This window comes from Bradyrhizobium sp. 2TAF24, from assembly GCF_052115025.1.
Classification (GTDB): Bacteria; Pseudomonadota; Alphaproteobacteria; order Rhizobiales; family Xanthobacteraceae; genus Bradyrhizobium_A.
The window spans coordinates 110,436-134,972 of record NZ_JBFRFW010000013.1; the positions used below are offsets into that span (position 1 = coordinate 110,436).

The window sequence follows — 24,537 nt, forward strand, 5'->3', positions numbered from 1 at the left end:
GGATCGTGTGCAGGGTGCATGTTAGCGTTCGGCCATGATGACAACCCATGTCGCCCCTTCCAAAACCACCGTTGCGCGCCCTGTCCATGTCGGCGAATACCTGCGCGAATGGCGCCAGCGCCGCCGGCTCAGCCAGCTCGACCTCGCTTCCGAGGCCGAGATCTCCGCCCGCCATCTCAGCTTCATGGAGACCGGCCGCGCCACGCCGTCGCGTGATATGGTGCTGCGCCTCACCGAGCGGCTCGACGTGCCATTGCGCGAGCGCAATGTCATGCTGGTCGCCGCGGGGTTCGCGCCGGCGTACCCGCTACGCTCGCTTGACGATCCGGCGCTGCAGGCGGCGCGCCAGGCGGTCAATCTCGTGCTCAAGGCGCACGAGCCCAATCCGGCGCTCGCGGTCGACCGCCACTGGAATCTCGTCACCGCCAACCGCATGGTGAAGCCGCTGCTCGAAGGCGTGCCGCAGCGCCTGCTCGCCAGCCCGCTCAACGTGCTGCGCCTCAGCTTTCACCCCGAGGGCCTCGCGCCGCGCACGGTCAATCTCGCGGAGTGGTGCGCGCATCTGCTCGAGCGGCTGCAGCGCCAGTGCGAGTCCTCAGCCGATCCGGTGCTGGTGGCGCTCTACGACGAGCTGAAGGGCTACCCGATCCCGGCGCGGCGCACGCCGCATGCGCCGGCGGTGGACAGCGTCGCGGTGCCGTTTCGCATGCGGCTCGGCGACGACGTGCTCAGCTTCTTCTCCACCACCATGGTGTTCGGCACGCCCATCGACATCACGCTGTCGGAGCTCGCGATCGAGACCTTCTTCCCGGCGGATGAGGCCACCGCTGTGCGCATGCGGGAGATCGCGGCGGCGATGTGAAGGGCGAGGGATTGTGATCAGCATTCATTGCCGGGCGCGCTCCCAGGTCGTCGGGTTTCGCGCCGCGGCTTGCCACACCCAATGCGTCATTGCCGGGCTTGACCCGGCAATCCAGCTTGCTCGCAGCGTAATGTGGATTCTTTGAAGCTGGATCACCGGGGCACGGCGCTGCGCGCCGGCCCGGTGATGACGCAGAGAGAAGCCACCCGGCTCCGTCTTGCGGTGGTCGCGCCCCGCCCTCAGGCCCCCGCCACCGCCGGCTTCGGCAGGCGCGCGGGCAGGCAGGCCACCGCGACGAGGATCACGAACGCGGCGCTGGCGAGGATCTTGAACAGGGTGTCGAAGCCCCAGCGCTCGTAGACGATGGAGATCAGCGGCAGCGCGGCGGCGAGCGCGGTGAAGCTGACGACATAGCGTACGCCATAGATGCGGGCGCGGGCTTCGCCGCTCGCCATCTTGCCGATCATGTAGTCGTTGATCGGGATCTGGCCGAACGCGCCGAGCATGAAGCCGACCGCGGTGGCGAGCGCGAAGCCGTCGTGCAACCCCGGCATCAGCGCGAAGAACACGAACTGCAGCGCGGCTGCGCCGAGGAACACGGCGCGCGGGCCAAAACGGTCGAGCAGGTGGCCGACCACGAGCTGCGCCATCGAGGCCACCGCGAACACCGTGAAGGCGAAGGCGCCGACCATGGTGGCGATGTCGGCGCGTGCAGTCAGACCGCTCGCGTTGAGCCAGTCGGCGAATGCCTGCGCCGTGCCCTGCAGCCGCTCGTCGAAGATTTTGGGCAGCGCGAAGGTGGTGGACTGGAACACGATGCTGGATACCGAGGTGGTCAGGAACACGATCACCGAGATCCGCATCAGCAAGGCCTTGTGGTCGGCGGTGTCGATCGCGACCACTGCGGCCGGCGCGGTGACAGGGCGTTTCGCCTGGCGCAGCTCCGGCCAGATCGCGATGGTGTAGAGCGCGCCGACGATGACCGAGACGATGCCCGGCACCACGAAGGCGGCGCGCCAGCCGCCGTGGTCGATGAAGTAGCCGGTGACGAGGGCGGCGCTGGCGACGCCGAGATTGCCCCACACGCCGTTGACGGCGAGACGCATGCCGGTGTTCTTCCAGCGCTGGGTGACGATGGCGAGCCCGACCGGGTGGTAGATCGCGGCGAACACGCCGACCACGAACAGCCCGATGCCGACCTGCAGCGGTGTTGCGGCGAAGGCGGTGGCGATCGACGCAAGCCCGATGCCGACGAAGAACACGCTGATCATGCCCTCGCGGCTCCACTTGTCGGCGAGCCAGCCGGCCGGCAGCGAGAACAGCCCGAACGCGAAGAAGCCGGGCGTGGCGTATTTCAACAGCTCGCCGTAGTTCAGGCCCCATTCCCGCGACAGCGCCAGCGCCGCCACGGTGGCGAAGATCAGCGTGAACAGGTGGTCGAGGAAATGGCCGATGTTGAGGAACAGGAAGTGGATGCGGTCGCGATTCATGGCAGTCCCGTCGGTTGCGTCGGGCGACGATAGGCTTGGCATATCGGCGTTGTCATGCCAATTTTCGTCGGGAATCTGCCAAACCTGACCGAGGGGTCGCCGATGCCGCGCCACATCGCCAAGCCGCCTCCGCTTTCGTCTCCGCCGCCGCTGTCGGCCTCCGTGCCGCCGCGCGCGCGATTGGGCGACAGCAGTGATGCCGACGCCTACCAGTTCGTGCCGCGGCCGCTCGCGGCGATGGCCAAGAGCTTCGCCGACGGCTTCGAGATCCGGCCGCACCGCCATGTCCGCGACCAGCTGGTGTACGCCGTCACCGGCGTGATGCGGGTGCGCACCGCGCAGGAGGCGTGGATCGTGCCGCCGGACCGCGCGGTCTACCTGCCGGCCGACACCGTGCACGCCATCAGCATCCGCGGCCGCGTCGAGATGCGCACGCTGTACATCGCCCGCGACGCGCGCGACGACCTGCCGGCGGCGCCGACGGTGATCGAGGTGTCGGCGCTGCTGCGCGAGCTGGTGCTGGCGCTGATCGAGGAGCCGGTGGTCTATGACGAGACGGGCCGCGGCGGTGCGGTCGCCTATCTCATCCTCGCCGAGATCGCCCGCGCGCGGCGGTTGTCGCTGATGATCCCGATGCCGCGCGATCCGCGGCTGTTGCGGCTGTGCGAGGCGCTGCTTGCCGATCCGGCGCGCCGGACCACGCTCGACGGCTGGGTCGAGACCGCCGGCGCCTCCGTGCGCACGCTGGCGCGGCTGTTCGAGGGCGAGACGGGCCTTAGCTTCGCCGCCTGGCGCCAGCGCGTGCGCTTCCACAACGCCATGGAGGCGATTGTCGCCGGCGCGCCGATCAGCGAGGTCGCGGCCCGCAACGGCTATCGTTCGGCGAGCGCCTTCGCCGCCGCGTTCCGCAAGGTGATGGGGCAGGCGCCATCGTCGCTGCGTCCGGCCGGCGCCTGAAGCGTGCCGGCGGGTTACCCTTCGGGAACCGCATCTTGTGCCCGGCGGAGGACCGGCTTATGTGCCGGACACCGTCGCCCCGTCATCCCTGCCGCCAAGGAGACCGCCCATGACCGCCGCCGCGCCGCATCCCTCGATCACGGTCGATGTCGTCTCCGACGTGGTCTGTCCGTGGTGCTACATCGGCAAGCGCCGGCTCGAGAGCGCGCTTGCCGAACTGCCGGATGTCGACGTGCAGGTGCGCTGGCATCCGTTCTTCCTCAACCCGTGGGTGCCGCGCGAGGGCATCAGCCGCGACGAGTATCTCACCAAGAAGTTCGGCTCGGTCGAGGCCTATGGCCGCATCTCCGGTCGCGTCGTCGAGACGGCGGCGGCCGAGGGCCTCGAATACAAGCCCGGCAGCGTCAAGCGCCAGCCCAACACCATCGACTGCCATCGCCTCATCCACTGGGCGGATGCGTCCGGCAAGGCCGCGGCGATGAAGCAGCGCCTGATGGAGCTGTACTTCCGCGACGGCGGCGATCTCACCGATCCGGAGGTGCTGGTGCAGGCGGCCGCCGATGTCGGCCTCGACGCTGAAGATGTCCGCCGCCGCCTCGCCAGCGACGAGGATGTCGCGCTGATCTCGCAGCAGGCGGAAGCCGCGGCCCGCGCCGGCGTCAGCGGCGTGCCGACCTTCATCCTCGGCGGCAAGTACGGCCTGTCCGGCGCGCAGCCCGCCGACCAGCTCGCCGCCGCCATCCGCCAGGTCGCCGCCGAACTCGCGACGCAGCCGCAGTAACTGCGCTTGCCCCTGTGTTCGTGCGAGGTGTTCGTGTGACGTGTTCGCGCGACGCCGTGGCGCTGTTCGTGCCGTCTCCCGCCGCGCTCACCCCGGCTACGCGTCGAAGTGCCTTTCCCCTCATCCCGAGGAGCCCGCGTGGGCGGGCGTCGCGAAGGATGAAGGCCGCAACGCTTCGGCCTCATGGTTCGCGATGCGCGGCGCTGCCGCGCTCCTCACCATGAGGGGTGAAGGGCGTCTCCCGAGGTGATGTCCGCCATACCGGCGACCATCGTCATGCCGCGCGCACGGTGTCGAGGAAGCCGGCGACCTCGCTCTTGAGGCGGGCGCTTTCGATCGACAGCGCCTGCGCGGCGGTGAGCACGTGCGACGATGCCATGCCGGTCTCCACCGCGCCGTGCTGCACGTCGGTGACGTTGTCGGATACCTGCTGGGTGCCTTGTGCCGCCTGCTGCACGTTGCGGGAGATTTCCTGCGTCGCTGCGCCCTGCTGCTCGATGGCGGCCGCGATGGCCGAGGCGATCTCCGCCATCCGGCCGATGGTGTGGCCAATGTCGCGGATCGCGCCGACGGATTCGCCGGTGGCGGCCTGGATGGCGCCGATCTGCTGGCTGATCTCGCCGGTGGCCTTCGCCGTCTGCTCGGCGAGCTGCTTGACCTCGGAGGCGACCACGGCGAAGCCGCGGCCGGCGTCGCCGGCGCGCGCCGCCTCGATGGTGGCGTTGAGCGCCAGGAGGTTGGTCTGACCGGCGATGGTGTTGATCAGCTCGACGACGTCGCCGATGCGGTTCGCCGCCTGCGCCAGCGCGCCGACGCGGGCGTTGGTGCGCTCGGCCTGCGCCACCGCCTCGCCGGCGATGCGGGCGGAGTCCTGCACCTGGCGGCTGATCTCGCCGACCGACGAGCTCAGCTCCTCGGTCGCGGTCGCCACCGACTGCACGTTGCTGGAGGCGACGTCGGACGCGGCGACCACGGCGGTCGTCAGCTCCTTGGCGCGCGCGGCGGTGCCGGCGAGCGTGCCGGCCGAGTTCTCCAGCTCATGCGCCGCCGCCGATACCGTCTCGACGATCTGGCCGACGCGGGCCTCGAAGTCGCCGGCGAGGCGGCTCATCTCCTGGCGCCGCTGCTGCGCGATGACCTCGTCCTGGCGAATGCGGGTCGCAGCTTCCGTCCGGGCATTGGCTTCGGCGTTGTCGGCGATCACCACCACGGTGCGGGCGAGATCGCCGATCTCGTCGCCGCGGCGCGCGCCGGGAATGGTGAGCGCGGTCTCGCCGGCGGCCATGCGGCCGAGTGCGCGGGTGAGGCGGGTGAGGGGACGGGCGACGCCGACGAAGGCGAATGCGGCGGCGCCGATCATCGCCAGCATCACCACCAGCGACAGCGCGAAGTCGATGCGGCCGGCGCGCTCCGCCTCAGCCTCGGCGGCGTCCTTGGTGTCGCGCGCGCCGCGCTCGGCGAACGCGACCGCGTCGTGCATGATGCCGGTGGCCTGGTCGACCGCGGGGCGGATCTTGAGCATCATCGCGCTCGCCATGTCGTTCTGGCTGGAGACGGTGGTCTGCACCGCTTCGCCATAGGCCGTCAGCGCCGCGCCGAGGGCGTTGAAATCGCCGCTGGCGCTGTCGTCGGCGAGGGCGGTGCGGGCGGCCTTGAGTTCGGCCTCGACCCGCTCGCTCGCCTTGTCCATGACGTCGCGCAGCGAGGAATCGGCGGTCGCCGCATAGTGCCAGGCCGCCTCGCGCAGCGCGCCGAAGGCGACGTCGGCGGCGCCCAGGCGCTCCTCGACCACCGCGCGCTGCAGCGAGCCGGCGAGCGCGGGCGCGGCGCGCAGCGTGTCGAGGCCCTTGGCGAACGTCGCGGCGATCTCGCTGCGCTTGCCGTTGGCGGTGAGGATCCTGGTCTGCAGCTCGGCGAATTCGCGCGCGGCATCGACGTAGTCGGTGGCGGCCTGCTGGATCGCGGCGAGGCGCTGCTTCACGGTGTCGTCGGTCGTCGCCGACAGCGCTTCCTGCAGATGGGTCGACAGCAGCACACGGGCCTGGTCGAGATCGGTGCGCAGCGCCGCGGCTTCCGCCGGCGAACGGGCGATCTGCAGGCTGGCGTTGGCGAGCCGCATGGCGTTGAGGTCGCCGCCGGCCTCGATGACATGCTTGCGGATCTTGTCTTCGACGTTGGCGCGCCGCGTCGCGTCGGCGATTGCACGCTGGGTCAATTGCTGGTTCACCGCCATGCCAGCGCACACGATGATACCGACAAGTGCGGCGGCGCCGAGCTTGTAGCCGATACGGTTGATTGTAATCATGAAAGCCCCTCGGTGCGCATCGCGAAGGGCGGTCGGTCTTGCGCGACTGCGTCACCTTCGCGGATGAAAAACGGCCGGCGCTCCCTCTCGTGCGCCGGCTGCCGCGAAGTGTTCGGCTCTGGCCGTTAAAATTGTCTCACTTTCAGGCGTCGCGCACGCCGACACGCGCGACAATTCGCAGCGAATTGTCGCGTTGTGCCTGTGTGTGCATGTGAGGCGGACTGGCGCGTCGCGGCGTGAGGAGGGCACGCACGCGACGCATGTCGCAGCGCGCGGTTACGCGCCCTTGAGGTAGTAGTTGGCGCGCTTGCCGAGCGCGATGCGGCGGATCACGCGGCGCAGCGATTCGCTGCGGCGGAGCGGCTGCACGAGGCCGACCACGGAGCGGTAGACCGCGAGCTTGACCGCGTCGAGCGCCGGGTGCGCGCCCGGCGGCAGCTGCGGCATGCCGAGGTTGCGCAGCAGCGAATTGCAGAAGTGCAGGTCGTTGTTGCGGCGGACGGCTGCCGTCTTCCAGGTGATCGCGACCGAGATCGAGTAGCTGGAGGCGGTGCGCACCCAGTGCGGCCACTGATACGGCACGAAGCAGCCGTCGCCCTCGAACAGGTGGAATTCGTTGGCCCGCGGCGCGAAGCTGTCGTCGAACTTGAGATTGCGGTGCCTGGTCATCGAGCGCTCGATCTCGTCGTCCGAGACGATGCTGCGATCGTGGTTGTCGTAGATCGTGAAGAACTTCTCGCCATGGATCTGGACGAAGAAGTTGTCCTCGCTGTCGAGGTGGAACGGCGTCGTCGAGTATGGTGACGACACGAACAGGAAGCCCTCGACCTGCTCGAAGCCGGCGTCCTGCAGGCTGTTGAAGCCGCGGGCGCGGGCAACCGACAGCAGCGTGTCCTCGAGCAGCGCGCGATACTGCGGCGCGGTCTCGATGCGCTTGAGCACCATCCAGGCGCCGGCGGTCTCGATGCGGTTGACGACCTCGACGGGATCGAGCGGCACCAGCTTCACGGTGTCCGGATCCTGGCTGATCGCGGCGTCGCCGGAGTTGTACTCGATGAGGTCGCGCGGCAGGCTGGCGGCGAGATGGGCGATCGCCGGCAGCGTCAGCAGCGGATGGCTGGCGAGCTGATGGCGGATGGCGAACGGCTTCAGCGGAAAGTCGAGCCGCAGCGCGTTGTGGGCGGCGCTGATGACCGGAGACAGCGGCGACGTGGCATTCATTGTTGACGCTCCTTGATCGCTCTGAGGATGTGGACGAGACGGCGGGCCGGCGTGCGGGCGGCCTCGCGCAGGCGCAGCGCGGCATGGATCGCCGCGGGAACGGGGTCGTTGCGTTTGAGCGGGATCAGCACGTCGCCGATGGCGAGGCGGGCGCTCCAGATCGGATCGATCATCGGGTGATCGGGCATCGCGGTGGAATCCGCATCGACGATTGCGCCGTCGGCGCACAGGTGGCGCGTGAGGTCGAGCGCGAGCTGGACCCCGGGCGAGACCTTGGCGAAGCGCTCGTCGATGCCGATCTTGAACCAGAAGGCGCGGCCGAGATGGCGCAGCACCACGCCGGCCGCGACCGGCGTGTCGCCGGCCTTGAGCGTGATGATCTCGCAGGCGCCGCGCGCGGCGAGAGCTGCGGTCGCCGTGCGCATGAAGTGGACGTCGCCGTCGTGCTGGGCGAGTGCGGTGCCGCGCTGCGCCTTCCACCCGCGTGCTTCCAGCGCGAGGAAGGTGTCGAGCGCGGCGCCGATGTCGTCGGGGCGCGACGCGACCTGGACGGCGACCTCGCCGTGCTCGGTGAGGCGGTGGCGCAGCCGGCGCAGGTTCTTGAGCTTCTTGGCGCTGAGGCCTTCGCCGAGCCGCTCGTCGGCGTCGCCGCTGGCGTCGAGCGCAGCGCGCCGCCAGGCCTGCAGCACGCGCAGCTGCAGGCCCTGCGGTGCAAGCACGCGGGCGAAGGCGGCGAGCGCCGGCCCTTCCAGCGGCACTTCGCGCAGGATCAGTGCATGCTGGCCGGCGTCCAGCGCCTGGCGCATCAGCCGGCGCGCGGCGTCCTCGGCCGCGTCGCGGTCGAGCAGCGGCGTGCCGAGCGCGCCATAGGGATCGGCGCTGACGAGCGCGGGCAGTGGAATCCGGTAGGCGCGCCAGGCGGAGATCACGGGCAGCAGGCCGATCAGCCGGGCGGCTCCGGTCGCCGTGTCCGCGCCGCCCCAGGCGGTCAGTGCGGAGGCGTCGCCGCGTCCGCGGGCGAAGGTGTTCACCGCCGCTTCCCAGTCGGGCAGGTAGTAGCCGTTCGGCTCGATCGCGGCGTCGGCGAGGCGCTGCCAGGGCTCGGCAGCGATGTCGGCGAGCGGCACGATGCGGTCGAGGCGTGGCGGCGTCGCGCGCAGCTGCGGCGTGCCTTTCGCCAGATAGGTGGGCGTTCGCGCCGGCCCGCGGTTGCCCGGCAGGCCGGCGATGTCGCGCTGCGCGCCGGTTCGCTGCGTCATGTCGGTAATGTCGATCACGCTGTCCATCCCATGCGGCCGCGTTTCCCCGCGCGGCGCGTCATCCCCTGCGATGGCACCAACCTTAGGTGGCAGATCGAAAAATTAGGTGCGTGAAGCGCATCAAATTGCGGGGGCGGTCTTCACGCTTTTTTCACCATGATGCCGGGCGATGTAAATTGAGCGGCTTTGGCAACGATTTGCTCAGGTTTGACAGGCAACATTCTACCTGATGGCCGAGTTGCGCCGCGTCGAGGCTGTTCAACAGTGATGGCCCGCGATCAAACGCCGCAACCGCGGCGCGCCGGGGGCCGGTTCGGGAAGAGAGCACGGTATGCAGAACGCCCGTGAACGCGTCCGGATGAGCGACGACGAGATTGTCGCGTATTTTGCCCGGCACGGCTATCGCGTGACCGTGGACCAGATCGCCTTCACCAGCGAGTCGATGGATGACTTCCGCGATGCCCGCAGCGGGACATGGTGGAAGGCCGGCAAGATGCGCCTGAACGAGCCGGGGCTGCTCCGCATCGAGGATGCACAGCCGCGCCCCGACCAGCGCACCCGCGACATCATCGTGGTGAGCTTCGGGGCGGCCCGCGCAGTGATGGGGGTGGACGTCAAGCCCGGCGCGCCGCCGCTGCGGCCGGGCGATGCCACCTGTCGCTATGCTCCGACGATGGAATGGTTGGCGCCCGCGGCCAAGGTGGTTGCGGCGGCGTCCGGCAAGGTCGCAAAGCGCGCCTGATCGCGCGCTCGGGGATCGATGCGCTCTAGTCGAACGCGACGCCGATCCGCCGTTCCTTGCGCCAGACGATGTGGCAGGGTTTGGTGCTACGGTCGCCGTCGAACACCAGCGTGAACTGCTCGGGAATGCCGAGCGGCGAGGCCACTTCGAGCGCGGCCCCGGTCGCGGACAGGTTGCGCACGGTGCAGCTGATGCCAGCCGCGCCGTTGAACGAGATGGTGCCGGCCTTGAGAACCCGCTGTCGTGGGCTGACGCGATGCTCGTCCATGGTCTCGACCCGACATTCCCCCGGTGGTTGGCGCCGATTGGCTTCTCCGCGCACGCAACCCAACCGTGCGCTACGCTAGAGCGGCACCGTTAATCTTTCGTGGAAAAATCGGGAACAGATTGCGGCTCGAACGCCGCAGGTCTCACCGCATCTTGTCCCAGGGGTCCTGCTTCTTGCCGGACGTCGGAATGCGCTCCAGCGCATCCTTGTAGGCCCTCTCGTCCTCCTTGGCCTTGCGGGCTGCGGCACGGCTCTGCGCTTCGGTCGGCGGGGCCGGACCATCGCCGCCTTTCACAGGGGCTGCGACCGCCGGCGCCGCCAGCGCCAGGATCGAGAGGGCGATCAAAACCCGTTTCATGCCAGTCTCCTCGTCTGGGCCAGGATGTCACCCTGGGCCGGCCGCCACGGTCAGCGGTGCCCCCAAGGCACACGCGACAATTATGGCGGCGGTGTGATATCGCGCGGGGACCCTCGTGTGGAGGATCGTTCGCTTCAGTATCGCCGCCAGTCCATCAAGCGAATGATGCGAATGTCAGAGCCGGGACACTAGCGGGCCGGGCGGGGTTTGGGGAGGGGCACCGGCCGGTTTTGCGTCACCCCCGGATGCGGCCTGGGCTGGTTTCCTCCCGCCCTGCGATTGGGTAGTTTGCGCCGGGCGCGAATGACAGCACGGGAGATGACGCGTGAAGATGTTTCGTATGGCGATGATGGCGGTCCTGCTGGCAGGGCCCGCCGCCGCCCAGAGCCTTGGCACCAGCATCATTCCGGAGACGCCGTCGAAAACGCCGGACCAGATCGAGCGGGAGCGGGCGCTGGAGCGCGACTACAAGGAATCACTGAAGAAGATTCCGGACGGCAGGGCGAGCTCCGATCCCTGGAGCACGGTGCGCAGCGTGGACAGCGCCAAGCCGGCAGCCGTCAAGCCGCTTGCCGAGCCCAAGGCCCCCAAAGCTTCCAAGGCCCCCAAAGCTCCCAAGACCACCCAGGCGAAACCTGCGGCCAGCCCGCAGTGAACGGCGCGATCGCGCTGCCAGGCGGTCAGCGGCTCGTGCGCACCAGCATGAGGTCGATCCGCCCGCCGGGCGGCAGCGGGTTGCGGGTGTCGGTGATGAACAGCAGCTGGCCGCGGCTCTCGATCCGGGCCTGCACGGCATACTCCGCATGGCCGTCGGGGCTGCGGTCGGCCGGGTAGCGCAGCACGAACGGGATCGGCGGCTGGCGACCGCGGGTGACGATGCGGGTGCGGGCGATCCGCCGCGCCGGCGCGTCCTGCCGTGCCACGTCGACGAGACTGACCTCCACCACGGCGTCGCGCGGCAGCGCCATCCGCTCACGGTAGCTGATCGTGCCGGTCAGCCGCCCGGCCCGCAGCAGGCTCTCCGCCTCGGCCGGGACCGCGGCGGTCGCCGTGGCGCAGGCCAGCAGCAGCATGAGAAAGGCTCGGCGAAACGTCATCGGCGCTCCCTGTCGTCGAGGCCCGCGACGACCGGACAGAAGCGCGCCGCGACAAGGCACCGTTCCATCGCGGCGAGGCGCAATCAAGGCCGCGGCCGCGCCGAAACGACGCGGCCACGGTCGGTCGATGTCAAAGAAATCCCTCAGGCGAGCGGCTTGATCACGGCGTTCTCGGCCAGGCGGCTGTGGGCCGCGACGCGGCGGATCAGGTCGAGGGCCGTGCGCCGGTCGGCGCGCTGGCGGATGGTCTGAAACAGCGCGAGCAGTTCCAGACCTTCCTCGGCATTGAACGCATCGGTGTCCCCGGCTGCGCCCGCATCAGGATCGACGTACGCACCTCCGTTGTAGTTCCCCCAGTTCATGACTTTCCCCACTTCGTTGTGGCCTCGCGCAGCCGGGCGGCTGGCGAGTGTGTCGTTCAAAAACCAGCGACGGACCCGGGGTGTGCCGGGCCTCAGGCAAAGACGCGAGCAAATGATGACGTAATGAAGTCACGGAGCTTGTCAGGCCGTCGGGAATAGCCGTCACGCCGCCTGCAGGGACGGGGACGTCCGACAGCAGCGTGATCCTAAAATATCACATCGATTCTCAGAAGCCCGGATTCTCACAAGCCCGTTGTGCCAGGTCGCCGCGGCGATCGCAGGGCACAAGGCCACCGCCCGGTGCGATCCCGGCGCGCGGTGCCGACCTGCGGGCACTGTCGATCAATCCCGCGTCCGTGGGCTGGATCTGACATTCGCTTGGCGGACGCGCGGTGTTTGTGAAGCGGGCGCTGGTGAAGCGAATGTCAGAGCCACCGCACTGACGGCGCGGCTCAGCGGACGACGTCGCGCGCCTTGCCGCCGCCGGCAAGCCCGCCGCGCACGCTGTGCAGCCGAACGCCGTTGTCGGGCGTGACGTCTGCGGTCGGCGCGAGCGCGGTGAGCTGATCCTTGGACGCCTGCAGGCTTGCCATGTCGAGGATATGCGCCAGCAGCGTCAGGTTGGCTTTTTCAGCGAGCCGTTTCATTTCCAGGCAAGCTGGCCCGATATGGGCGGCGACCGCAAATGGGCTGTTCATGGATAAGTTCTCCCAGGCCCTCCGGTGTTGCTATCGGACTTGGGAATGCAGTGAGTCGCAACAGAAAAAGGTCGGATACCGGACATTCCGCCGGATCACGCGCGCACGTTTCTGTCATGGAATAGATCGCGCCGGCCGGCGTTTTATCTCGCTTGGGGCCGCGCGGTCGTCGGAGGCGTTACTGCAGGCGTTCCTTGCCGGCGCCGAGCTGCTCGGCGATCACGATCAGGGCTTCGCGCACCAGCGGATTGTCGACATTGTGGAAGGCCCTGACGAGGCGCAGCGCTTCAGCCGTGCGGGCGGCCTCCTCGTTCCGAGCCTTGGTGTCGTCGTGCTCTGGCGCCATTCCTGTCTATCCTCAAGCCGGCGGAAACGAAGTCCGGTCGATCATGTTTTGCGACCGCTGCAATGCAACGGTTCGTCGTTACCTCTGTGCCCCTTCCATGGCACAACGGCAACGGGCGGTGAAGTTGGAACACGAACGATGCGGCTTTTGTTCCCCGATTTGCGCGGCGTCGCTCAACCACGTGGCGCAGCCGCAGACGGCGCTCGCCTCACGGTATGGGACGCTGGAGGTTGTCGGGGCGGATGAACGGCGGCGTCACGCCAGCCGTGCCGGGCCCTGCGCACGGGGCAGGGCGGCCGGCGCCCGGGTCCCGATCTTCATCTCATAGAGCTGACGCGGCAGCGGCACGGCGAACAGGGGATCGGTGTCGTCGGCCACGACAATGCAGCCGCCGCGTTCGCCGCCGGATGCGAGCTCGAGCGCGAGCCGCCGCGCATGGCAGCGGGCGAGCTCGATGTCGCGCAGGTCCTCGCCTTCCTCGTCCTTGAAAAGAGAGCCGTCCTTGAAGTGGAAGAAATAACGAGGCATGGGGCCCCCACAACGACACGAACCCTGACGAACCATGGTCTCACAGGCCGGTTCGGCCGCATTGATCTGGATCAAGTGTCGGCCAATGGCGGTGCAATCGTTTGCCTGTCGATTGTGGCCACGGGGAGGCGCGGCGGAGTCTTGCCGTCCGCGGACACGCGTATCCGGCTGGCGATGATGGTGCGGGGCATCGGCACGTCTCCTTAAAAAATCTCTTGGGGAGGCAACAAGCCGGGCCCGATGAAATGATCTGAAACAACAGCGGCGCGCTCTGAAAAGCACGCGAGCGCCCGAGCGGGATCGAGCCGAGGAGGGCTGGGCGTCGATTCGGCGCCCTGCGTGCCTTGTGCTGCGGCGCGGACCTGCTAGCCTGTTGTCATTCCTGATGGGGATGGGGTTCCCCCGACAACCGCCATGGTGGCTGATAACTCCTGCCGTTGCGCGACCAGCGCAGGAAGGAGCATGAGGAAATGGAACCGCAATTCATTCTGGCAGTGGCGGCCGGCGGTGCGCTCGGATCGGTGGCGCGCTATGTCGTCGGCGTCATGTCGGGCCGGCTGCTCGGCAGCGCGTTTCCCTGGGGCACGCTGTTCATCAACGTCACCGGCTCGTTCCTGATCGGCGCCTTCGTCGGCCTGTTCGCCACCAAGTGGGATCTGTCGCAGACCATGCGGATCTTCCTCACCGTCGGCATCTGCGGCGGCTACACCACCTTCTCGACCTTCTCGCTCGACGCCTTCGTCCTGATCGAGCGCGGGCAGGGCATGGCCTCGCTCGCCTACATGCTGGCGTCGGTGGTGCTGTCGATCGGGGCGCTGGTCGCGGCCATGCATCTGATCCGGGCGCTGCCGTAGCGACATCGCCGGCCGCACGGCCGTTATTTCCTGTCGTCTCCCAACAGCCTGCCGTTCTCACTGTTGATGAAGTGAATGTTGGTGCAGGCGGCGCACGCGACGGAGACGTAGGACGCCGGCCGCGCGTCATCCGGCGGCTTGTCCAGCCAGTGCTGCACCTTCAGGCCGGTGTCCGGGCATTGGAAGACGATGTGATGTCCCATGGACCAGACTATCCCGCCGCGGGCGAGGGGCGAAAACTACGGATGTTTCCGTAACGCCGGAAACATCTGCGGGCTTGAGAACGCCAGGGGCCGTGAGGGAAGGGGCGGCGCCTCCCCTGGGGGGCAAAATATATTCACGGACGATGTCTTGTTCCGTGCGGCGGCGCCATCATCTGTGCGGTCCGCAGAGTGGCGTAAGGACAGGCCGGCCGGATCCTCCGTTCGTGCCCGTGCCTGGGACGCCCGGGTGGCAAGACCATGTCAGATATCCGCTATCGCGTTCTCAGGACCATCAGTTTCATGGGCATCCTGAATTTTCTGGTCTTTGTCGTCATTGCCATCGCGATCGGCGGCGATGCCGTCAACGGCAGGATCGTCGACGGGCATTTCTATGTCGCGAACCACGGGCGCCTGACCGAGGTCAGCCAAGCCGTCTACACCTACAGCCTGTGGCACGTCCGCAGCATCTTCGTCACGCACCCGCTGGCCATCCTGACGGGGTATCTGGCGCAACGAGAACGCCGATAGGCGGCCTCAGCGAAGTGCCATAAAGGCCAGGAATGGAAGGCCTGTTGCAGCGAGGCCCATCAGAAGCAGGAGAGGTGGCCAGACGGAGACATCACCGGAAATCGGCAAAAGAACATATTGCGAACAAAGAACAGATAGAGTACATTCCTTTCATCGTTGAAGCCGATCCGAATCCCCGCCGCCGTTGATTGTCCACCCGGCGAATCCCGTTCATAAGGAGCGCGACCGATGTCTCAGCCCGCTTTGCGTATCGTTGAAGGAACTTCCATGGACAAATCCAAGGCTTTGAGCGCGGCGCTGTCCCAGATCGAACGTCAGTTCGGCAAGGGATCGGTGATGAAGCTCGGCAAGAGCGACAAGTCGATGGACATCGAGACGATCTCCTCGGGATCGCTCGGCCTCGACATCGCGCTCGGCGTCGGTGGCCTGCCGAAGGGCCGCATCGTTGAAATCTACGGACCGGAATCGTCGGGCAAGACCACGCTGGCGCTGCACTGCGTCGCGGAGGCCCAGAAGAAGGGCGGCATCTGCGCCTTCATCGATGCCGAGCACGCGCTCGACCCGGTCTATGCCCGCAAGCTCGGCGTCAATGTCGATGAACTCCTGATCTCGCAGCCGGACCATGGCGAGCAGGCGCTGGAAATCGCCGACACGCTGGTGCGCTCCGGCGCGGTCGACGTGCTGATCATCGACTCGGTCGCCGCGCTGGTGCCGCGCGCCGAACTCGAGGGCGAGATGGGCGAAGCGCTGCCGGGCCTGCAGGCGCGGTTGATGAGCCAGGCGCTGCGCAAGCTGACGGCGTCCATCAACAAGTCCAACACGATGGTGATCTTCATCAACCAGATCCGCATGAAGATCGGTGTGATGTACGGCTCGCCCGAGACCACCACCGGCGGCAACGCGCTGAAGTTCTACGCCTCCGTCCGCCTCGACATCCGCCGCATCGGCGCGATCAAGGAGCGCGACGAAGTCGTCGGCAACACCACCCGCGTCAAGGTGGTGAAGAACAAGCTGGCGCCGCCGTTCAAGCAGGTCGAGTTCGACATCATGTACGGCGAGGGCGTGTCCAAGATGGGCGAGATCCTCGATCTCGGCGTCAAGGCCGGCATTGTCGAGAAGTCGGGCGCCTGGTTCTCCTACGACAGCCAGCGCCTCGGCCAGGGTCGCGAGAACGCCAAGACGTTCCTCAAGGGCAATCCCGACATCACCGCCAAGATCGAGATGTCGATCCGCCAGAACTCGGGCCTGATCGCCGAGCAGATCCTCGCCGGCACGCCGGAGCGCGACGCCGACGGCGAGGAGCCGGCGGAAGAGTAAGGGCTTTCGTCCGGGCGGCACGGGAGCCACGCGCTTCGCCCGACAGCCGCTTCGCGGGGCAACCGCGGGGGTGGAATCCGGCTGGCGGACAAACGCCGCGCCCGACGCGATCGGGCGTGCGGCTCAGGACCGGGTCGTCAGGACCTTTGGAGCTTGAGTTGACCTGAAGACTTGAGTTTCGAACACACGGGCGCTGCGGACATTGAGTTGCCGATGTCTTCAGCGCCCGCTGTCGTTTGTCTGCGGCGTTGCTGGTCGCAGATGAGATTTGTTGTTGAACTCGTCACGGCCGGCCAACGCGATCCGTCGAAGGCGGATCGCGTTGGCCGGGCATGACGGAGAAAAGCAGACAATCTGCGTGCTTCAACAAAGGCTCAGGAATGAGGGGGCGTCTTGCCCAAGAGATCGTCTATCCAGAAGTAAAAGGCCGCGCTTGAAGCACGGCCTTTAGTCGTTATTGACGTCTGCGTACTGGCGCTGCCGCCGCCTTACTCCGCCGCCTCCGCGTAATCCGACATCGGCGGGCACGAGCAGACGAGGTTGCGGTCGCCGTAGACGTTGTCGACGCGGCCGACCGGCGACCAGTACTTGTCCTGGCGCGCCGAGCCCGCGGGGAAGCAGCCTTCCGTGCGGCTGTAAGACCGGTTCCAGTTGTCGTCGGCGATGTCATGCACCGTGTGCGGCGCATGGCGTAAAGGCGACGCCTCGATCTTGAAGCGGCCGTTCTCGACCTCCGCGATCTCGTGGCGGATCGCGATCATGGCGTCGCAGAAGCGGTCGAGCTCGGCTTTCGATTCCGATTCCGTCGGCTCGATCATCAGCGTGCCCGGCACCGGGAAGCTCATGGTCGGCGCGTGGAAGCCGTAGTCGATCAGCCGCTTGGCGATGTCGTCGACGGTGACGCCGCTGGTCGCCTTGAGCGGGCGGGGATCGACGATGCACTCATGCGCGACCCGGCCGCGGATGTTGCGGTAGAGCACCGGGAAGTGCGGCTCCAGCCGCTTGGCGATGTAGTTGGCGTTGAGCACCGCGACCTCGGTCGCGCGCTTGAGGCCCTCGCCGCCCATCATCAGCATGTAGATGTAGGAGATGACGAGGATCGACGCCGAGCCCCACGGCGCCGCCGCCACCGGGCCGACCGGCGCGCTGCCGCCATCGATGGCCGGATGGCCGGGCAGGAACGGCTTCAGGTGCGCCTTGACGCCGATCGGACCCATGCCGGGGCCGCCGCCGCCATGGGGGATGCAGAACGTCTTGTGCAGGTTGAGATGGCTGACGTCGGCGCCGTAGTCGCCGGGGCGGGCGAGGCCGACCTGGGCGTTCATGTTGGCGCCGTCGAGATAGACCTGGCCGCCATGGGCATGGACGATGTCGCAGATCTCGCGGATGTGCTCCTCGAACACGCCATGGGTCGAGGGATAGGTGATCATGACGGCCGCGAGCTTGTCGGCGTGCTGCTTCGCCTTGCGCGCGAGGTCCTCGACGTCGACGTCGCCGCGGGCGTCGCAGTTCACCACCACCACGTCCATGCCGACCATGCTGGCGGATGCCGGATTGGTGCCGTGGGCCGAGGAGGGGATCAGGCACACCGTGCGATGGGCGTCGCCGCGCGCGGCGTGGTAGGCGCGGATCGCGAGGAGGCCGGCGTACTCGCCCTGCGCGCCGGAGTTCGGCTGCAGCGAGATCGCGTCATAGCCGGTGACTTCGACGAGCCAGCGCTCGAGCTGGTCGAACATGGCGTGATAGCCCGCCGCCTGCTCGCGCGGCGCGAACGGGTGCAGCGCGCCGAACGCCGGCCAGGTCACCGGGATCATCTCGGTGGTGGCGTTGAGCTTCATGGTGCACGAGCCCAGCGGGATCATCGCGCGGTCGAGCGCGAGGTCGCGGTCCGACAGCTTGCGCATGTAGCGCAGGAGTTCGGTCTCCGAGCGGTGGGCGTGGAACACCGGATGGGTGAGATAGGCGCTGGTGCGCTTGAGGTCCGCCGGCAGCGCGTCGGCCGCGTCCGCTTCGACCTCGGCATAACGCAAGGTGCCGCCGAAGCTGCGCCACACCCGCTCGACGATCTCAGGCGTCGTGGTCTCGTCGAGCGCAATGCTCACCGTGGTGTCGTCGAGCCGCAGGTTGATCTTTTCATGCGCGGCGTGGGAGATCACCTGGGCGCGCTCGCCGTTGACCTTGACCGTCACCGTGTCGAAGTAGTGCTGTGACAGCGGCGCGTAGCCGAGCTTTTTCAGGCCAGCCGCCAGCACGGCGGTGCGGCGGTGCACTGTGCGGGCGATGTGCGCGAGACCCTCGGGGCCGTGATAGACCGCGTACATCGAGGCAATCACGGCCAGCAGCACCTGCGCGGTGCAGATGTTGGACGTCGCCTTCTCGCGGCGGATGTGCTGCTCGCGGGTCTGCAGCGCGAGGCGATAGGCCGGCGCGCCGCGCGAATCGATCGACAGGCCGACGATGCGGCCGGGCAGAGAGCGCTTGAGCGCGTCACGCACCGCCATGTAGGCGGCATGCGGGCCGCCATAGCCCATCGGCACGCCGAAGCGCTGGGTCGAACCGACGGCGATGTCGGCGCCGAGATCGCCGGGCGAGGCCAGCAGCGTCAGCGCCAGCGGATCGGCGGCGATGATGGCGAGCGCGCCCCTGGTCTTCAGTGCGGCGATCGCCGGGCGCAGGTCGCGCACCGCACCATGCGTGCCCGGATATTGCAGCAGGCCGCCGAACACCTCGGCGCCGGCGAGATCGCGCAGCGGATCGCCGGTGATCACGCGCCAGCCCAGCGGTTCGGCGCGCTGGCGCAGCACGGCCAGCGTCTGCGGATGCACCTCATGGTCGACGAAGAAGGTGTTGCTGCCCCCCTGCGCCGAGCGGTGCGCCAGCGCCATCGCTTCCGCCGCGGCGGTGCCCTCGTCGAGCAGCGAGGCGTTGGCGACATCGAGGCCGGTGAGGTCGCACACCATGGTCTGGAAGTTGAACAGTGCTTCCAGACGGCCCTGGCTGATCTCGGGCTGGTAGGGCGTATACGCCGTGTACCAGGCCGGATTCTCCAGGATGTTGCGCTGGATCACCGCCGGCATCAGCGTGCCGGAGTAGCCTTGGCCGATCAGCGAGGTGACGATGCTGTTGCGCTCGGCGAGCGCGCTCATGTGGGCCAGCGCCTCGCTCTCGCTCAGCGCGGTGCCGAGGTCGAGCGGGGCGGTCTGGCGGATCGACGCCGGCAGCGTCTCGTCCATCAGCGCGGTCAGGCTTTTGGCGCCGACCGTGTCCAGCATGGCGTCGATGTCGCGCGGCGCCGGGCCGATGTGGCGGCGCACGAAGGTGGTCGCGGCCTCGTTCGGCGGCAGGTTCGATCCGGCGCGGCCCGTCGTCGGGGCGGCGGAGGCGGCGGGTCCTTGGCGCGGCGTGGTCATGGCGGTCTCTCTGGCTTCGGCGTGCGGCGGCAGTCGGGGCGTCAGGCCGTGTGGGCCTTGTAGGCGGCTTCGTCCATCAGGCCGGCGAGCTCGCTCTGGTCGGCAATTCTGATCTTGAAGAACCAGGCGCCATCAGCGGGATCGGTGTTGACCAGCGCCGGGTCGGCGGCCAGCGCGTCGTTGATCGCGACGATCTCGCCGGTCAGCGGCGCATAGACGTCGGACGCGGCCTTGACCGATTCGACGACGGCGGCGGCTTCCGCCTTCTTGAGCTGGCGGCCGACCTTGGGCAGCTCGACGAACACGACGTCGCCGAGCTGGGTCTGGGCGTAGTCGGTGATGCCGACGGTGGCGACGTCGCCGTCGATCTTCAGCCACTCATGGTCGGCGGTGAACAGCGTGGTCATGACCAAATTCCTCTCTCGGTCGTCAAATTCAGCGCAAAAGTCAGCGTTTGTAGGCGTGGGGCACGAACGGCATCGGCGCGACGCGCAGCGGCAGGCGCTGCTCGCGCACCTCGGCGAACAGCTGCGTGCCGGTCTCGGCATAGGCGGCGGGCACATAGCCCATCGCGACCGGCGCGATCCGGCTGGGACCAAAGCCGCCGGAGGTGACAAGGCCGGCCTGCGCCGGATCGTCGGCATGGACGAACAATGCAGCGGGGCCGCGCACCGGTGCGCGCCCCTCGGCGAGCAGGCCGACGCGGCGGCGCGGCGCGCCCTGGGCGAGCTGGCGCAGGATGATGTCGGCGCCGGGAAAGCCGCCGGCGCGGGCACCGCCCGTGCGGCGCGCCTTCTGGATCGACCATTCCAGCGCGGCCTCGACCGGCGTCGTGACGATGTCGATGTCGGGGCCGTAGAGGCACAGGCCGGCCTCGAGCCGCAGGCTGTCGCGGGCCCCGAGGCCGATGGGCTGCACCGCCTCGGGCGCCAGCAGTTTTTCGGCGAGCGCGGCGGCCTCGGCCGCCGGCACGGAAATCTCGTAGCCGTCCTCGCCGGTATAGCCGGAGCGGGACACGATGCAGGGAATGCCCATCACCTGATGCGGGCCGCAGTCCATGAAGCGCATGGCGGCGGTGGTCGGCGACAGCGTCGCCAGGACCTCGGCCGCCTTCGGACCCTGCAGGGCGATCAGCGCGCGATCGTCCAGCACCTCGATGTCGCAGGCGTCCGCAAGATGCGCCCGCAGATGGGCCTCGTCGTCGGCCTTGCAGGCGGCGTTGACCACCAGGAACAGGTGATCGCCGGCGTTCGACACCATGAGGTCGTCGAGGATGCCGCCGCGGTCGTTGGTGAACTGGGCGTAGCGCTGCCGCCCGGCGGGGAGGCCGAGGATGTCCTGCGGCACCAGCCGCTCCAGCGCCAGCGCGGCGTCTTCGATCCGGCCGGACTTCGGCCGCAGCCGGATCTGGCCCATGTGGGAGACGTCGAACAGCCCGGCGCTTGCGCGGGTGTGAAGGTGCTCCTTGAGCACGCCGAGGGGGTATTGCACCGGCATGTCGTAGCCGGCGAACGGAACCATCTTGCCGCCCAGGGACAGGTGCAGCGCGTGCAGCGGGGTGCGTTTCAGCGGGGCGGGGGCGAGAACGGACGCAGACATCGGGCGGACTCCTGGCGACCGGGGACCATCCCCCTGACATCGTCGAAGCCCCATCTGTCGCTGTGCCTGAGAGTATTATCCCGTCGGCGGACGCCTTTCCGGGGTCAGCCGGCCGCGTCGCTTTCCAGATGTCGTTCCATCACGCGGTCCTTTTGCCTGAGAGTTTCCGGGGCGGTTGCTCCTTCGGCGCCGGCCCTTTGGAGGCCGGTCTCTCCCGACGTGATGATCGTCTGGCGCGGAGAGAACACGCCCCGGGCAGGCCTGTCAACGCGCGGCGGGGGCCTATCAACGGTTCTTGTGGGGGAGGGGTAAGCCTTTGACGGGTGCGCCGAATTCATGCCCCGGAAATGCCCGTTTTCTGGACAGGGAAGCCCGCGGCCGGTAAAAGCGGGCGGGACAAGAGGAGCCTGCCGCGCCATACTCGCGGCCGGTTTCCCCACAGGGGGCGATTCCGGCGCGGCGGCCTGCCGCCGGCGCGGCTTCGCCCTGATCAGCAAACTTGAGCGCATTCAGCGCGGATGTTCAGGTATCCGGGACGCTGAACGGCCCGGACGGTGCGATTGGACGGATATGAGCGGCGTTAACGAGATCAGGTCTGCGTTCCTCAACTACTTCGCGAAGAACGGCCACGAGGTGGTGTCATCGTCGCCGCTGGTGCCCCGCAACGATCCGACGTTGATGTTCACCAACGCCGGCATGGTGCAGTTCAAGAACGTCTTCACGGGCCTCGAAAAGCGATCCTACCAGCGCGCCACCACCTCGCAGAAATGCGTGCGCGCCGGCGGCAAGCACAACGACCTCGACAATGTCGGCTACACCGCGCGCCATCACACCTTCTTCGAGATGCTCGGCAACTTCTCGTTCGGCGACTACTTCAAGGATCGCGCCATCGAGCTCGCCTGGAACCTGATCACCAAGGAATACGGGCTGCCGAAAGACCGCCTGATGGTGACGGTGTATTCCGAGGACGACGAGGCGTTCGGCCTGTGGAAGAAGATCGCCGGCCTGCCGGAATCCAAGATCATCCGCATCCCGACCTCCGACAACTTCTGGCAGATGGGCGACACCGGCCCGTGCGGCCCGTGCTCGGAGATCTTCTACGACCACGGCGAGCACATCTTCGGCGGCCCGCCCGGCTCGGCCGACCAGGACGGTGACCGCTTCATCGAGATCTGGAACCTGGTGTTCATGCAGTTCGAGCAGGTCGCGAGCGGCGTGCGCAATGCGCTGCCAAAGCCCTCGATCGACACCGGCATGGGCCTGGAGCGCATCGCCGCGGTGCTGCAGGGCAAGCACGACAACTACGACATCGATCTCTTCGCCTCGCTGATCCGCGCCATCTCGGAGCTGACCGGCGCCGACGCCGACGGTCCGCAGAAGGCGTCGCTGCGCGTCATCGCCGACCATCTGCGCGCATCGTCCTTCCTGATCGCCGACGGCGTGCTGCCGTCGAACGAGGGCCGCGGCTATGTGCTGCGCCGGATCATGCGCCGCGCCATGCGCCATGCCCAGCTGCTCGGCGCGCGCGACCCGCTGATGTACCGCCTGGTGTGGGCGCTGGTGCGCGAGATGGGCCAGGCCTATCCGGAGCTGGTGCGCGCCGAGGCGCTGATCGAGGAGACGCTGCGCCTCGAAGAGACGCGCTTCCGCAAGACGCTGGAGCGGGGACTGTCGATCCTCGACGAGGAGAGCCGGTCGCTCACCTCCGGCGACCGCCTCAAGGGCGACACCGCGTTCACGCTGTACGACACCTACGGCTTCCCGCTCGACCTGACGCAGGACGCGCTGCGTGCCCGCGGCATCGATGTCGACGTCGACGGCTTCAATGCCGCGATGGAGAAGCAGCGCGAGAAGGCCCGCGCGTCGTGGGCGGGCTCCGGCGACACCGCGTCGGAGGCGATCTGGTTTCCGCTGCGCGAGCGTCTCGGGGCCACCGAATTCCTCGGCTACGAGACCGAGAGCGCCGAGGGCGTGGTCTCGGCGCTGGTCAAGGACGGCAAGGAGACCGACAGCCTCAAGGCCGGCGACAGCGGCGTCGTCATCCTCAACCAGACGCCGTTCTACGGCGAGTCCGGTGGCCAGGTCGGCGATACCGGTGTGCTGACGGCGGAGGGCGTGCGCTTCCGCGTCACCGAGACCCAGAAGAAGGCGGGCGACCTGTTCGTGCATCTCGGCACCGTCGAGCTCGGAACACTCAAGGTCGGCGTGCCCTTGGCGCTCGAGGTCGACCACAGCCGCCGCACCTCCATCCGCGCCAATCACTCGGCGACCCACCTGCTGCACGAGGCGCTGCGCCAGGTGCTCGGCGACCACATCGCCCAGCGCGGCTCGCTGGTCGCGCCCGACCGCCTGCGCTTCGACTTCGTGCACCAGAAGCCGATCACGGCCGAGGAGTTGCGCAAGGTCGAGGACATCGCCAACGACATCGTGCTGGAGAACGGCGAGGTCACCACGCGCTCGATGGCGGTCGACGACGCCCGCGCCTCTGGCGCGCGCGCGCTGTTCGGCGAGAAGTATGGCGACGAGGTCCGCGTCGTCTCGATGGGCAAGGGATCCGGCAATGCGCTGGGCTGGTCGGTCGAACTGTGCGGCGGCACCCATGTGCGTCGCACCGGCGACATCGGCCTGATCTCCGTGCTCGGCGACAGCGCGGTGTCCTCCGGCGTGCGCCGCATCGAGGCGCTGACCGCGCGCGCCGCGCGCCACCACGCCAACACCACCATCCAGACCGCGAAGGCTGCGGCGGCAGAGTTGCGCACCACCCTCGACGACATGCCGGCGCGCGTCGCCGCGCTGATGGAGGAGCGCAAGAAGCTCGAGCGTGAGCTGTCGGACGCCCGCAAGAAGCTGGCGCTCGGCGGTGGCGGCGGCAATGGTGCGGCGGCAGGTGCCGACATCCGTACCATCGGCGACGTCAAGTTCCTGGGCCGCGCTGTTCAAGGCATCGAGATGAAGGATCTCAAGAGCCTCGCGGATGACGGCAAGAAGCAGGTCGGCAACGGCATCGTCGCCATCGTCGGCGTCACCGAGGACGGCAAGGCCGGCGTCGTGGTCGGCGTCACGCCGGACCTGACCTCGCGCTACAGCGCGGTCGATCTGGTGCGCGTCGCCTCCGAGGCGCTCGGCGGCAAGGGCGGCGGCGGCCGTCCCGACATGGCGCAGGCCGGCGGCCCCGACGGCGCCAAGGCCGACGCCGCGCTGCAGGCCATCGCCGCGGCGCTCGGCGCGTAGGCGGACAGCGCAAGTTTTAATATGAAGCCGCCGGCGCATGGCCGGCGGCTTTTTTTTTACGTCTTCGGCAATTCGTCAGGCAAACGCCGCACCGCGCTGTCGATCGCTCCTCGTGACAATT

24 protein-coding genes and 2 riboswitches are annotated in these 24,537 nt (G+C 68.2%); of the genes, 9 read left to right on the top strand and 15 right to left on the bottom strand.

From position 1 onward, the window contains the following. Nucleotides 1-37: 37 nt before the first annotated feature. Nucleotides 38-862: a helix-turn-helix domain-containing protein gene (locus tag AB4Z37_RS20490; protein ID WP_441518816.1), complete on the top strand. Its 825-nt coding sequence runs from the start codon at nt 38-40 to the stop codon at nt 860-862. Nucleotides 863-1,101: 239 nt separating this feature from the next. On the opposite strand, the gene AB4Z37_RS20495 is transcribed toward AB4Z37_RS20490, so the two are convergent. After that, nucleotides 1,102-2,352: an MFS transporter gene (locus tag AB4Z37_RS20495; RefSeq protein ID WP_441518592.1), complete on the bottom strand. Its 1,251-nt coding sequence runs from the start codon at nt 2,350-2,352 to the stop codon at nt 1,102-1,104. A gap of 102 nt (nt 2,353-2,454) precedes the next feature. On the opposite strand from AB4Z37_RS20495, the gene AB4Z37_RS20500 reads away from it, so the two are divergent. Beyond that, nucleotides 2,455-3,309: an AraC family transcriptional regulator gene (locus tag AB4Z37_RS20500; RefSeq protein ID WP_441518593.1), complete on the top strand. Its 855-nt coding sequence runs from the start codon at nt 2,455-2,457 to the stop codon at nt 3,307-3,309. Nucleotides 3,310-3,418: 109 nt separating this feature from the next. Continuing rightward, on the top strand, nt 3,419-4,090 hold the full coding sequence (locus AB4Z37_RS20505; protein ID WP_441518594.1) for a DsbA family oxidoreductase: 672 nt from the start codon (nt 3,419-3,421) through the stop codon (nt 4,088-4,090). Nucleotides 4,091-4,364: 274 nt separating this feature from the next. On the opposite strand, the gene AB4Z37_RS20510 is transcribed toward AB4Z37_RS20505, so the two are convergent. The 3 genes from AB4Z37_RS20510 to AB4Z37_RS20520 form a co-directional block, all read right to left on the bottom strand. Continuing rightward, entirely contained in the window at nt 4,365-6,395 is a 2,031-nt protein-coding gene (locus AB4Z37_RS20510; RefSeq protein ID WP_441518595.1) for a methyl-accepting chemotaxis protein, read from the bottom strand. Between the two features lie 276 nt (nt 6,396-6,671). Further along, entirely contained in the window at nt 6,672-7,616 is a 945-nt protein-coding gene (locus tag AB4Z37_RS20515; RefSeq protein ID WP_441518596.1) for a cupin-like domain-containing protein, read from the bottom strand. Continuing rightward, the gene (locus AB4Z37_RS20520) at nt 7,613-8,893 is read right to left on the bottom strand and encodes a GNAT family N-acetyltransferase (RefSeq protein WP_441518597.1); all 1,281 of its coding nucleotides are present in this window, start codon (nt 8,891-8,893) and stop codon (nt 7,613-7,615) included. The genes AB4Z37_RS20515 and AB4Z37_RS20520 overlap by 4 nt, the downstream gene beginning before the upstream one ends. Before the next feature lie 340 nt (nt 8,894-9,233). Between AB4Z37_RS20520 and AB4Z37_RS20525 the strand changes: the two genes are divergently transcribed. Beyond that, on the top strand, nt 9,234-9,617 hold the full coding sequence (locus AB4Z37_RS20525) for a hypothetical protein (protein ID WP_441518598.1): 384 nt from the start codon (nt 9,234-9,236) through the stop codon (nt 9,615-9,617). 25 nt (nt 9,618-9,642) lie between these two features. Here the strand turns inward: AB4Z37_RS20525 and AB4Z37_RS20530 are convergent, their stop codons facing one another. Both AB4Z37_RS20530 and AB4Z37_RS20535 read right to left on the bottom strand, forming a co-directional pair. Next, nucleotides 9,643-9,885 carry a PilZ domain-containing protein gene (locus AB4Z37_RS20530; RefSeq protein WP_441518599.1) on the bottom strand — a complete coding sequence of 81 codons (243 nt, stop codon included), beginning with the start codon at nt 9,883-9,885 and terminating at the stop codon, nt 9,643-9,645. Nucleotides 9,886-10,027: 142 nt separating this feature from the next. Next, complete coding sequence (locus AB4Z37_RS20535; RefSeq protein ID WP_441518600.1) at nt 10,028-10,243, bottom strand: hypothetical protein; 216 nt, start codon at nt 10,241-10,243, stop codon at nt 10,028-10,030. Nucleotides 10,244-10,574: 331 nt separating this feature from the next. Here AB4Z37_RS20535 and AB4Z37_RS20540 point away from each other — a divergent pair, with 331 nt between their 5' ends. Then, a complete protein-coding gene (locus AB4Z37_RS20540; protein WP_441518817.1) occupies nt 10,575-10,898 on the top strand; it encodes a hypothetical protein in 324 nt (107 codons plus the stop codon). Nucleotides 10,899-10,923: 25 nt separating this feature from the next. On the opposite strand, the gene AB4Z37_RS20545 is transcribed toward AB4Z37_RS20540, so the two are convergent. The 5 genes from AB4Z37_RS20545 to AB4Z37_RS20565 all read right to left on the bottom strand — a co-directional run bounded on the left by AB4Z37_RS20545 (nt 10,924) and on the right by AB4Z37_RS20565 (nt 13,274). After that, nucleotides 10,924-11,340: a YbaY family lipoprotein gene (locus tag AB4Z37_RS20545; protein ID WP_441518601.1), complete on the bottom strand. Its 417-nt coding sequence runs from the start codon at nt 11,338-11,340 to the stop codon at nt 10,924-10,926. A 143-nt stretch (nt 11,341-11,483) separates the two neighbouring features. Further along, nucleotides 11,484-11,702: a hypothetical protein gene (locus tag AB4Z37_RS20550; protein ID WP_441518602.1), complete on the bottom strand. Its 219-nt coding sequence runs from the start codon at nt 11,700-11,702 to the stop codon at nt 11,484-11,486. 452 nt (nt 11,703-12,154) lie between these two features. Then, entirely contained in the window at nt 12,155-12,400 is a 246-nt protein-coding gene (locus tag AB4Z37_RS20555; RefSeq protein ID WP_441518603.1) for a hypothetical protein, read from the bottom strand. Between the two features lie 178 nt (nt 12,401-12,578). Then, on the bottom strand, nt 12,579-12,746 hold the full coding sequence (locus AB4Z37_RS20560) for a hypothetical protein (RefSeq protein ID WP_441518604.1): 168 nt from the start codon (nt 12,744-12,746) through the stop codon (nt 12,579-12,581). Between the two features lie 255 nt (nt 12,747-13,001). Beyond that, nucleotides 13,002-13,274: a DUF6894 family protein gene (locus tag AB4Z37_RS20565; protein ID WP_441518605.1), complete on the bottom strand. Its 273-nt coding sequence runs from the start codon at nt 13,272-13,274 to the stop codon at nt 13,002-13,004. Between the two features lie 378 nt (nt 13,275-13,652). Continuing rightward, nucleotides 13,653-13,715, top strand: a riboswitch (Fluoride riboswitch). 29 nt (nt 13,716-13,744) lie between these two features. Between AB4Z37_RS20565 and crcB the strand changes: the two genes are divergently transcribed. Beyond that, nucleotides 13,745-14,128: a fluoride efflux transporter CrcB gene (crcB, locus tag AB4Z37_RS20570; protein ID WP_441518606.1), complete on the top strand. Its 384-nt coding sequence runs from the start codon at nt 13,745-13,747 to the stop codon at nt 14,126-14,128. Nucleotides 14,129-14,151: 23 nt separating this feature from the next. Here crcB and AB4Z37_RS20575 read toward each other — a convergent pair whose 3' ends face one another. After that, nucleotides 14,152-14,331: a hypothetical protein gene (locus AB4Z37_RS20575; protein ID WP_441518607.1), complete on the bottom strand. Its 180-nt coding sequence runs from the start codon at nt 14,329-14,331 to the stop codon at nt 14,152-14,154. Nucleotides 14,332-14,589: 258 nt separating this feature from the next. Here AB4Z37_RS20575 and AB4Z37_RS20580 point away from each other — a divergent pair, with 258 nt between their 5' ends. Both AB4Z37_RS20580 and recA read left to right on the top strand, forming a co-directional pair. Next, nucleotides 14,590-14,859 (top strand): hypothetical protein, encoded by a 270-nt coding sequence (locus AB4Z37_RS20580; protein WP_441518608.1) that lies wholly within the window; start codon nt 14,590-14,592, stop codon nt 14,857-14,859. A 228-nt stretch (nt 14,860-15,087) separates the two neighbouring features. Beyond that, nucleotides 15,088-16,176: a recombinase RecA gene (gene recA / locus AB4Z37_RS20585; RefSeq protein WP_441518609.1), complete on the top strand. Its 1,089-nt coding sequence runs from the start codon at nt 15,088-15,090 to the stop codon at nt 16,174-16,176. 488 nt (nt 16,177-16,664) lie between these two features. On the opposite strand, the gene gcvP is transcribed toward recA, so the two are convergent. The 3 genes from gcvP to gcvT are packed head-to-tail and all read right to left on the bottom strand — an operon-like array spanning nt 16,665 to nt 21,185. Beyond that, nucleotides 16,665-19,586: an aminomethyl-transferring glycine dehydrogenase gene (gene gcvP, locus AB4Z37_RS20590; protein ID WP_441518610.1), complete on the bottom strand. Its 2,922-nt coding sequence runs from the start codon at nt 19,584-19,586 to the stop codon at nt 16,665-16,667. 41 nt (nt 19,587-19,627) lie between these two features. Next, on the bottom strand, nt 19,628-19,993 hold the full coding sequence (gcvH, locus tag AB4Z37_RS20595; protein WP_441518611.1) for a glycine cleavage system protein GcvH: 366 nt from the start codon (nt 19,991-19,993) through the stop codon (nt 19,628-19,630). 40 nt (nt 19,994-20,033) lie between these two features. Then, the gene (gcvT, locus tag AB4Z37_RS20600) at nt 20,034-21,185 is read right to left on the bottom strand and encodes a glycine cleavage system aminomethyltransferase GcvT (RefSeq protein ID WP_441518612.1); all 1,152 of its coding nucleotides are present in this window, start codon (nt 21,183-21,185) and stop codon (nt 20,034-20,036) included. Nucleotides 21,186-21,320: 135 nt separating this feature from the next. Next, nucleotides 21,321-21,412, bottom strand: a riboswitch (glycine riboswitch). A 343-nt stretch (nt 21,413-21,755) separates the two neighbouring features. On the opposite strand from gcvT, the gene alaS reads away from it, so the two are divergent. Continuing rightward, entirely contained in the window at nt 21,756-24,416 is a 2,661-nt protein-coding gene (gene alaS, locus AB4Z37_RS20605) for an alanine--tRNA ligase (RefSeq protein ID WP_441518613.1), read from the top strand. The last annotated feature ends 121 nt before the right edge of the window (nt 24,417-24,537 follow it).

Excerpts from the sequence above, each read along its gene's own strand:
- AB4Z37_RS20490 (WP_441518816.1), top strand. The coding sequence starts at position 38 with ATGACAACCCATGTCGCCCCTTCCAAAACCACCGTTGCGCGCCCTGTC.
- AB4Z37_RS20495 (WP_441518592.1), bottom strand. The coding sequence starts at position 2,352 with ATGAATCGCGACCGCATCCACTTCCTGTTCCTCAACATCGGCCATTTC.
- AB4Z37_RS20500 (WP_441518593.1), top strand. The coding sequence starts at position 2,455 with ATGCCGCGCCACATCGCCAAGCCGCCTCCGCTTTCGTCTCCGCCGCCG.
- AB4Z37_RS20505 (WP_441518594.1), top strand. The coding sequence starts at position 3,419 with ATGACCGCCGCCGCGCCGCATCCCTCGATCACGGTCGATGTCGTCTCC.
- AB4Z37_RS20510 (WP_441518595.1), bottom strand. The coding sequence starts at position 6,395 with ATGATTACAATCAACCGTATCGGCTACAAGCTCGGCGCCGCCGCACTT.
- AB4Z37_RS20515 (WP_441518596.1), bottom strand. The coding sequence starts at position 7,616 with ATGAATGCCACGTCGCCGCTGTCTCCGGTCATCAGCGCCGCCCACAAC.
- AB4Z37_RS20525 (WP_441518598.1), top strand. The coding sequence starts at position 9,234 with ATGAGCGACGACGAGATTGTCGCGTATTTTGCCCGGCACGGCTATCGC.
- AB4Z37_RS20530 (WP_441518599.1), bottom strand. The coding sequence starts at position 9,885 with ATGGACGAGCATCGCGTCAGCCCACGACAGCGGGTTCTCAAGGCCGGC.
- AB4Z37_RS20535 (WP_441518600.1), bottom strand. The coding sequence starts at position 10,243 with ATGAAACGGGTTTTGATCGCCCTCTCGATCCTGGCGCTGGCGGCGCCG.
- AB4Z37_RS20540 (WP_441518817.1), top strand. The coding sequence starts at position 10,575 with ATGTTTCGTATGGCGATGATGGCGGTCCTGCTGGCAGGGCCCGCCGCC.
- AB4Z37_RS20545 (WP_441518601.1), bottom strand. The coding sequence starts at position 11,340 with ATGACGTTTCGCCGAGCCTTTCTCATGCTGCTGCTGGCCTGCGCCACG.
- AB4Z37_RS20550 (WP_441518602.1), bottom strand. The coding sequence starts at position 11,702 with ATGAACTGGGGGAACTACAACGGAGGTGCGTACGTCGATCCTGATGCG.
- AB4Z37_RS20555 (WP_441518603.1), bottom strand. The coding sequence starts at position 12,400 with ATGAACAGCCCATTTGCGGTCGCCGCCCATATCGGGCCAGCTTGCCTG.
- AB4Z37_RS20560 (WP_441518604.1), bottom strand. The coding sequence starts at position 12,746 with ATGGCGCCAGAGCACGACGACACCAAGGCTCGGAACGAGGAGGCCGCC.
- AB4Z37_RS20565 (WP_441518605.1), bottom strand. The coding sequence starts at position 13,274 with ATGCCTCGTTATTTCTTCCACTTCAAGGACGGCTCTCTTTTCAAGGAC.
- crcB (WP_441518606.1), top strand. The coding sequence starts at position 13,745 with ATGGAACCGCAATTCATTCTGGCAGTGGCGGCCGGCGGTGCGCTCGGA.
- AB4Z37_RS20575 (WP_441518607.1), bottom strand. The coding sequence starts at position 14,331 with ATGGGACATCACATCGTCTTCCAATGCCCGGACACCGGCCTGAAGGTG.
- AB4Z37_RS20580 (WP_441518608.1), top strand. The coding sequence starts at position 14,590 with ATGTCAGATATCCGCTATCGCGTTCTCAGGACCATCAGTTTCATGGGC.
- recA (WP_441518609.1), top strand. The coding sequence starts at position 15,088 with ATGTCTCAGCCCGCTTTGCGTATCGTTGAAGGAACTTCCATGGACAAA.
- gcvP (WP_441518610.1), bottom strand. The coding sequence starts at position 19,586 with ATGACCACGCCGCGCCAAGGACCCGCCGCCTCCGCCGCCCCGACGACG.
- gcvH (WP_441518611.1), bottom strand. The coding sequence starts at position 19,993 with ATGACCACGCTGTTCACCGCCGACCATGAGTGGCTGAAGATCGACGGC.
- gcvT (WP_441518612.1), bottom strand. The coding sequence starts at position 21,185 with ATGTCTGCGTCCGTTCTCGCCCCCGCCCCGCTGAAACGCACCCCGCTG.
- alaS (WP_441518613.1), top strand. The coding sequence starts at position 21,756 with ATGAGCGGCGTTAACGAGATCAGGTCTGCGTTCCTCAACTACTTCGCG.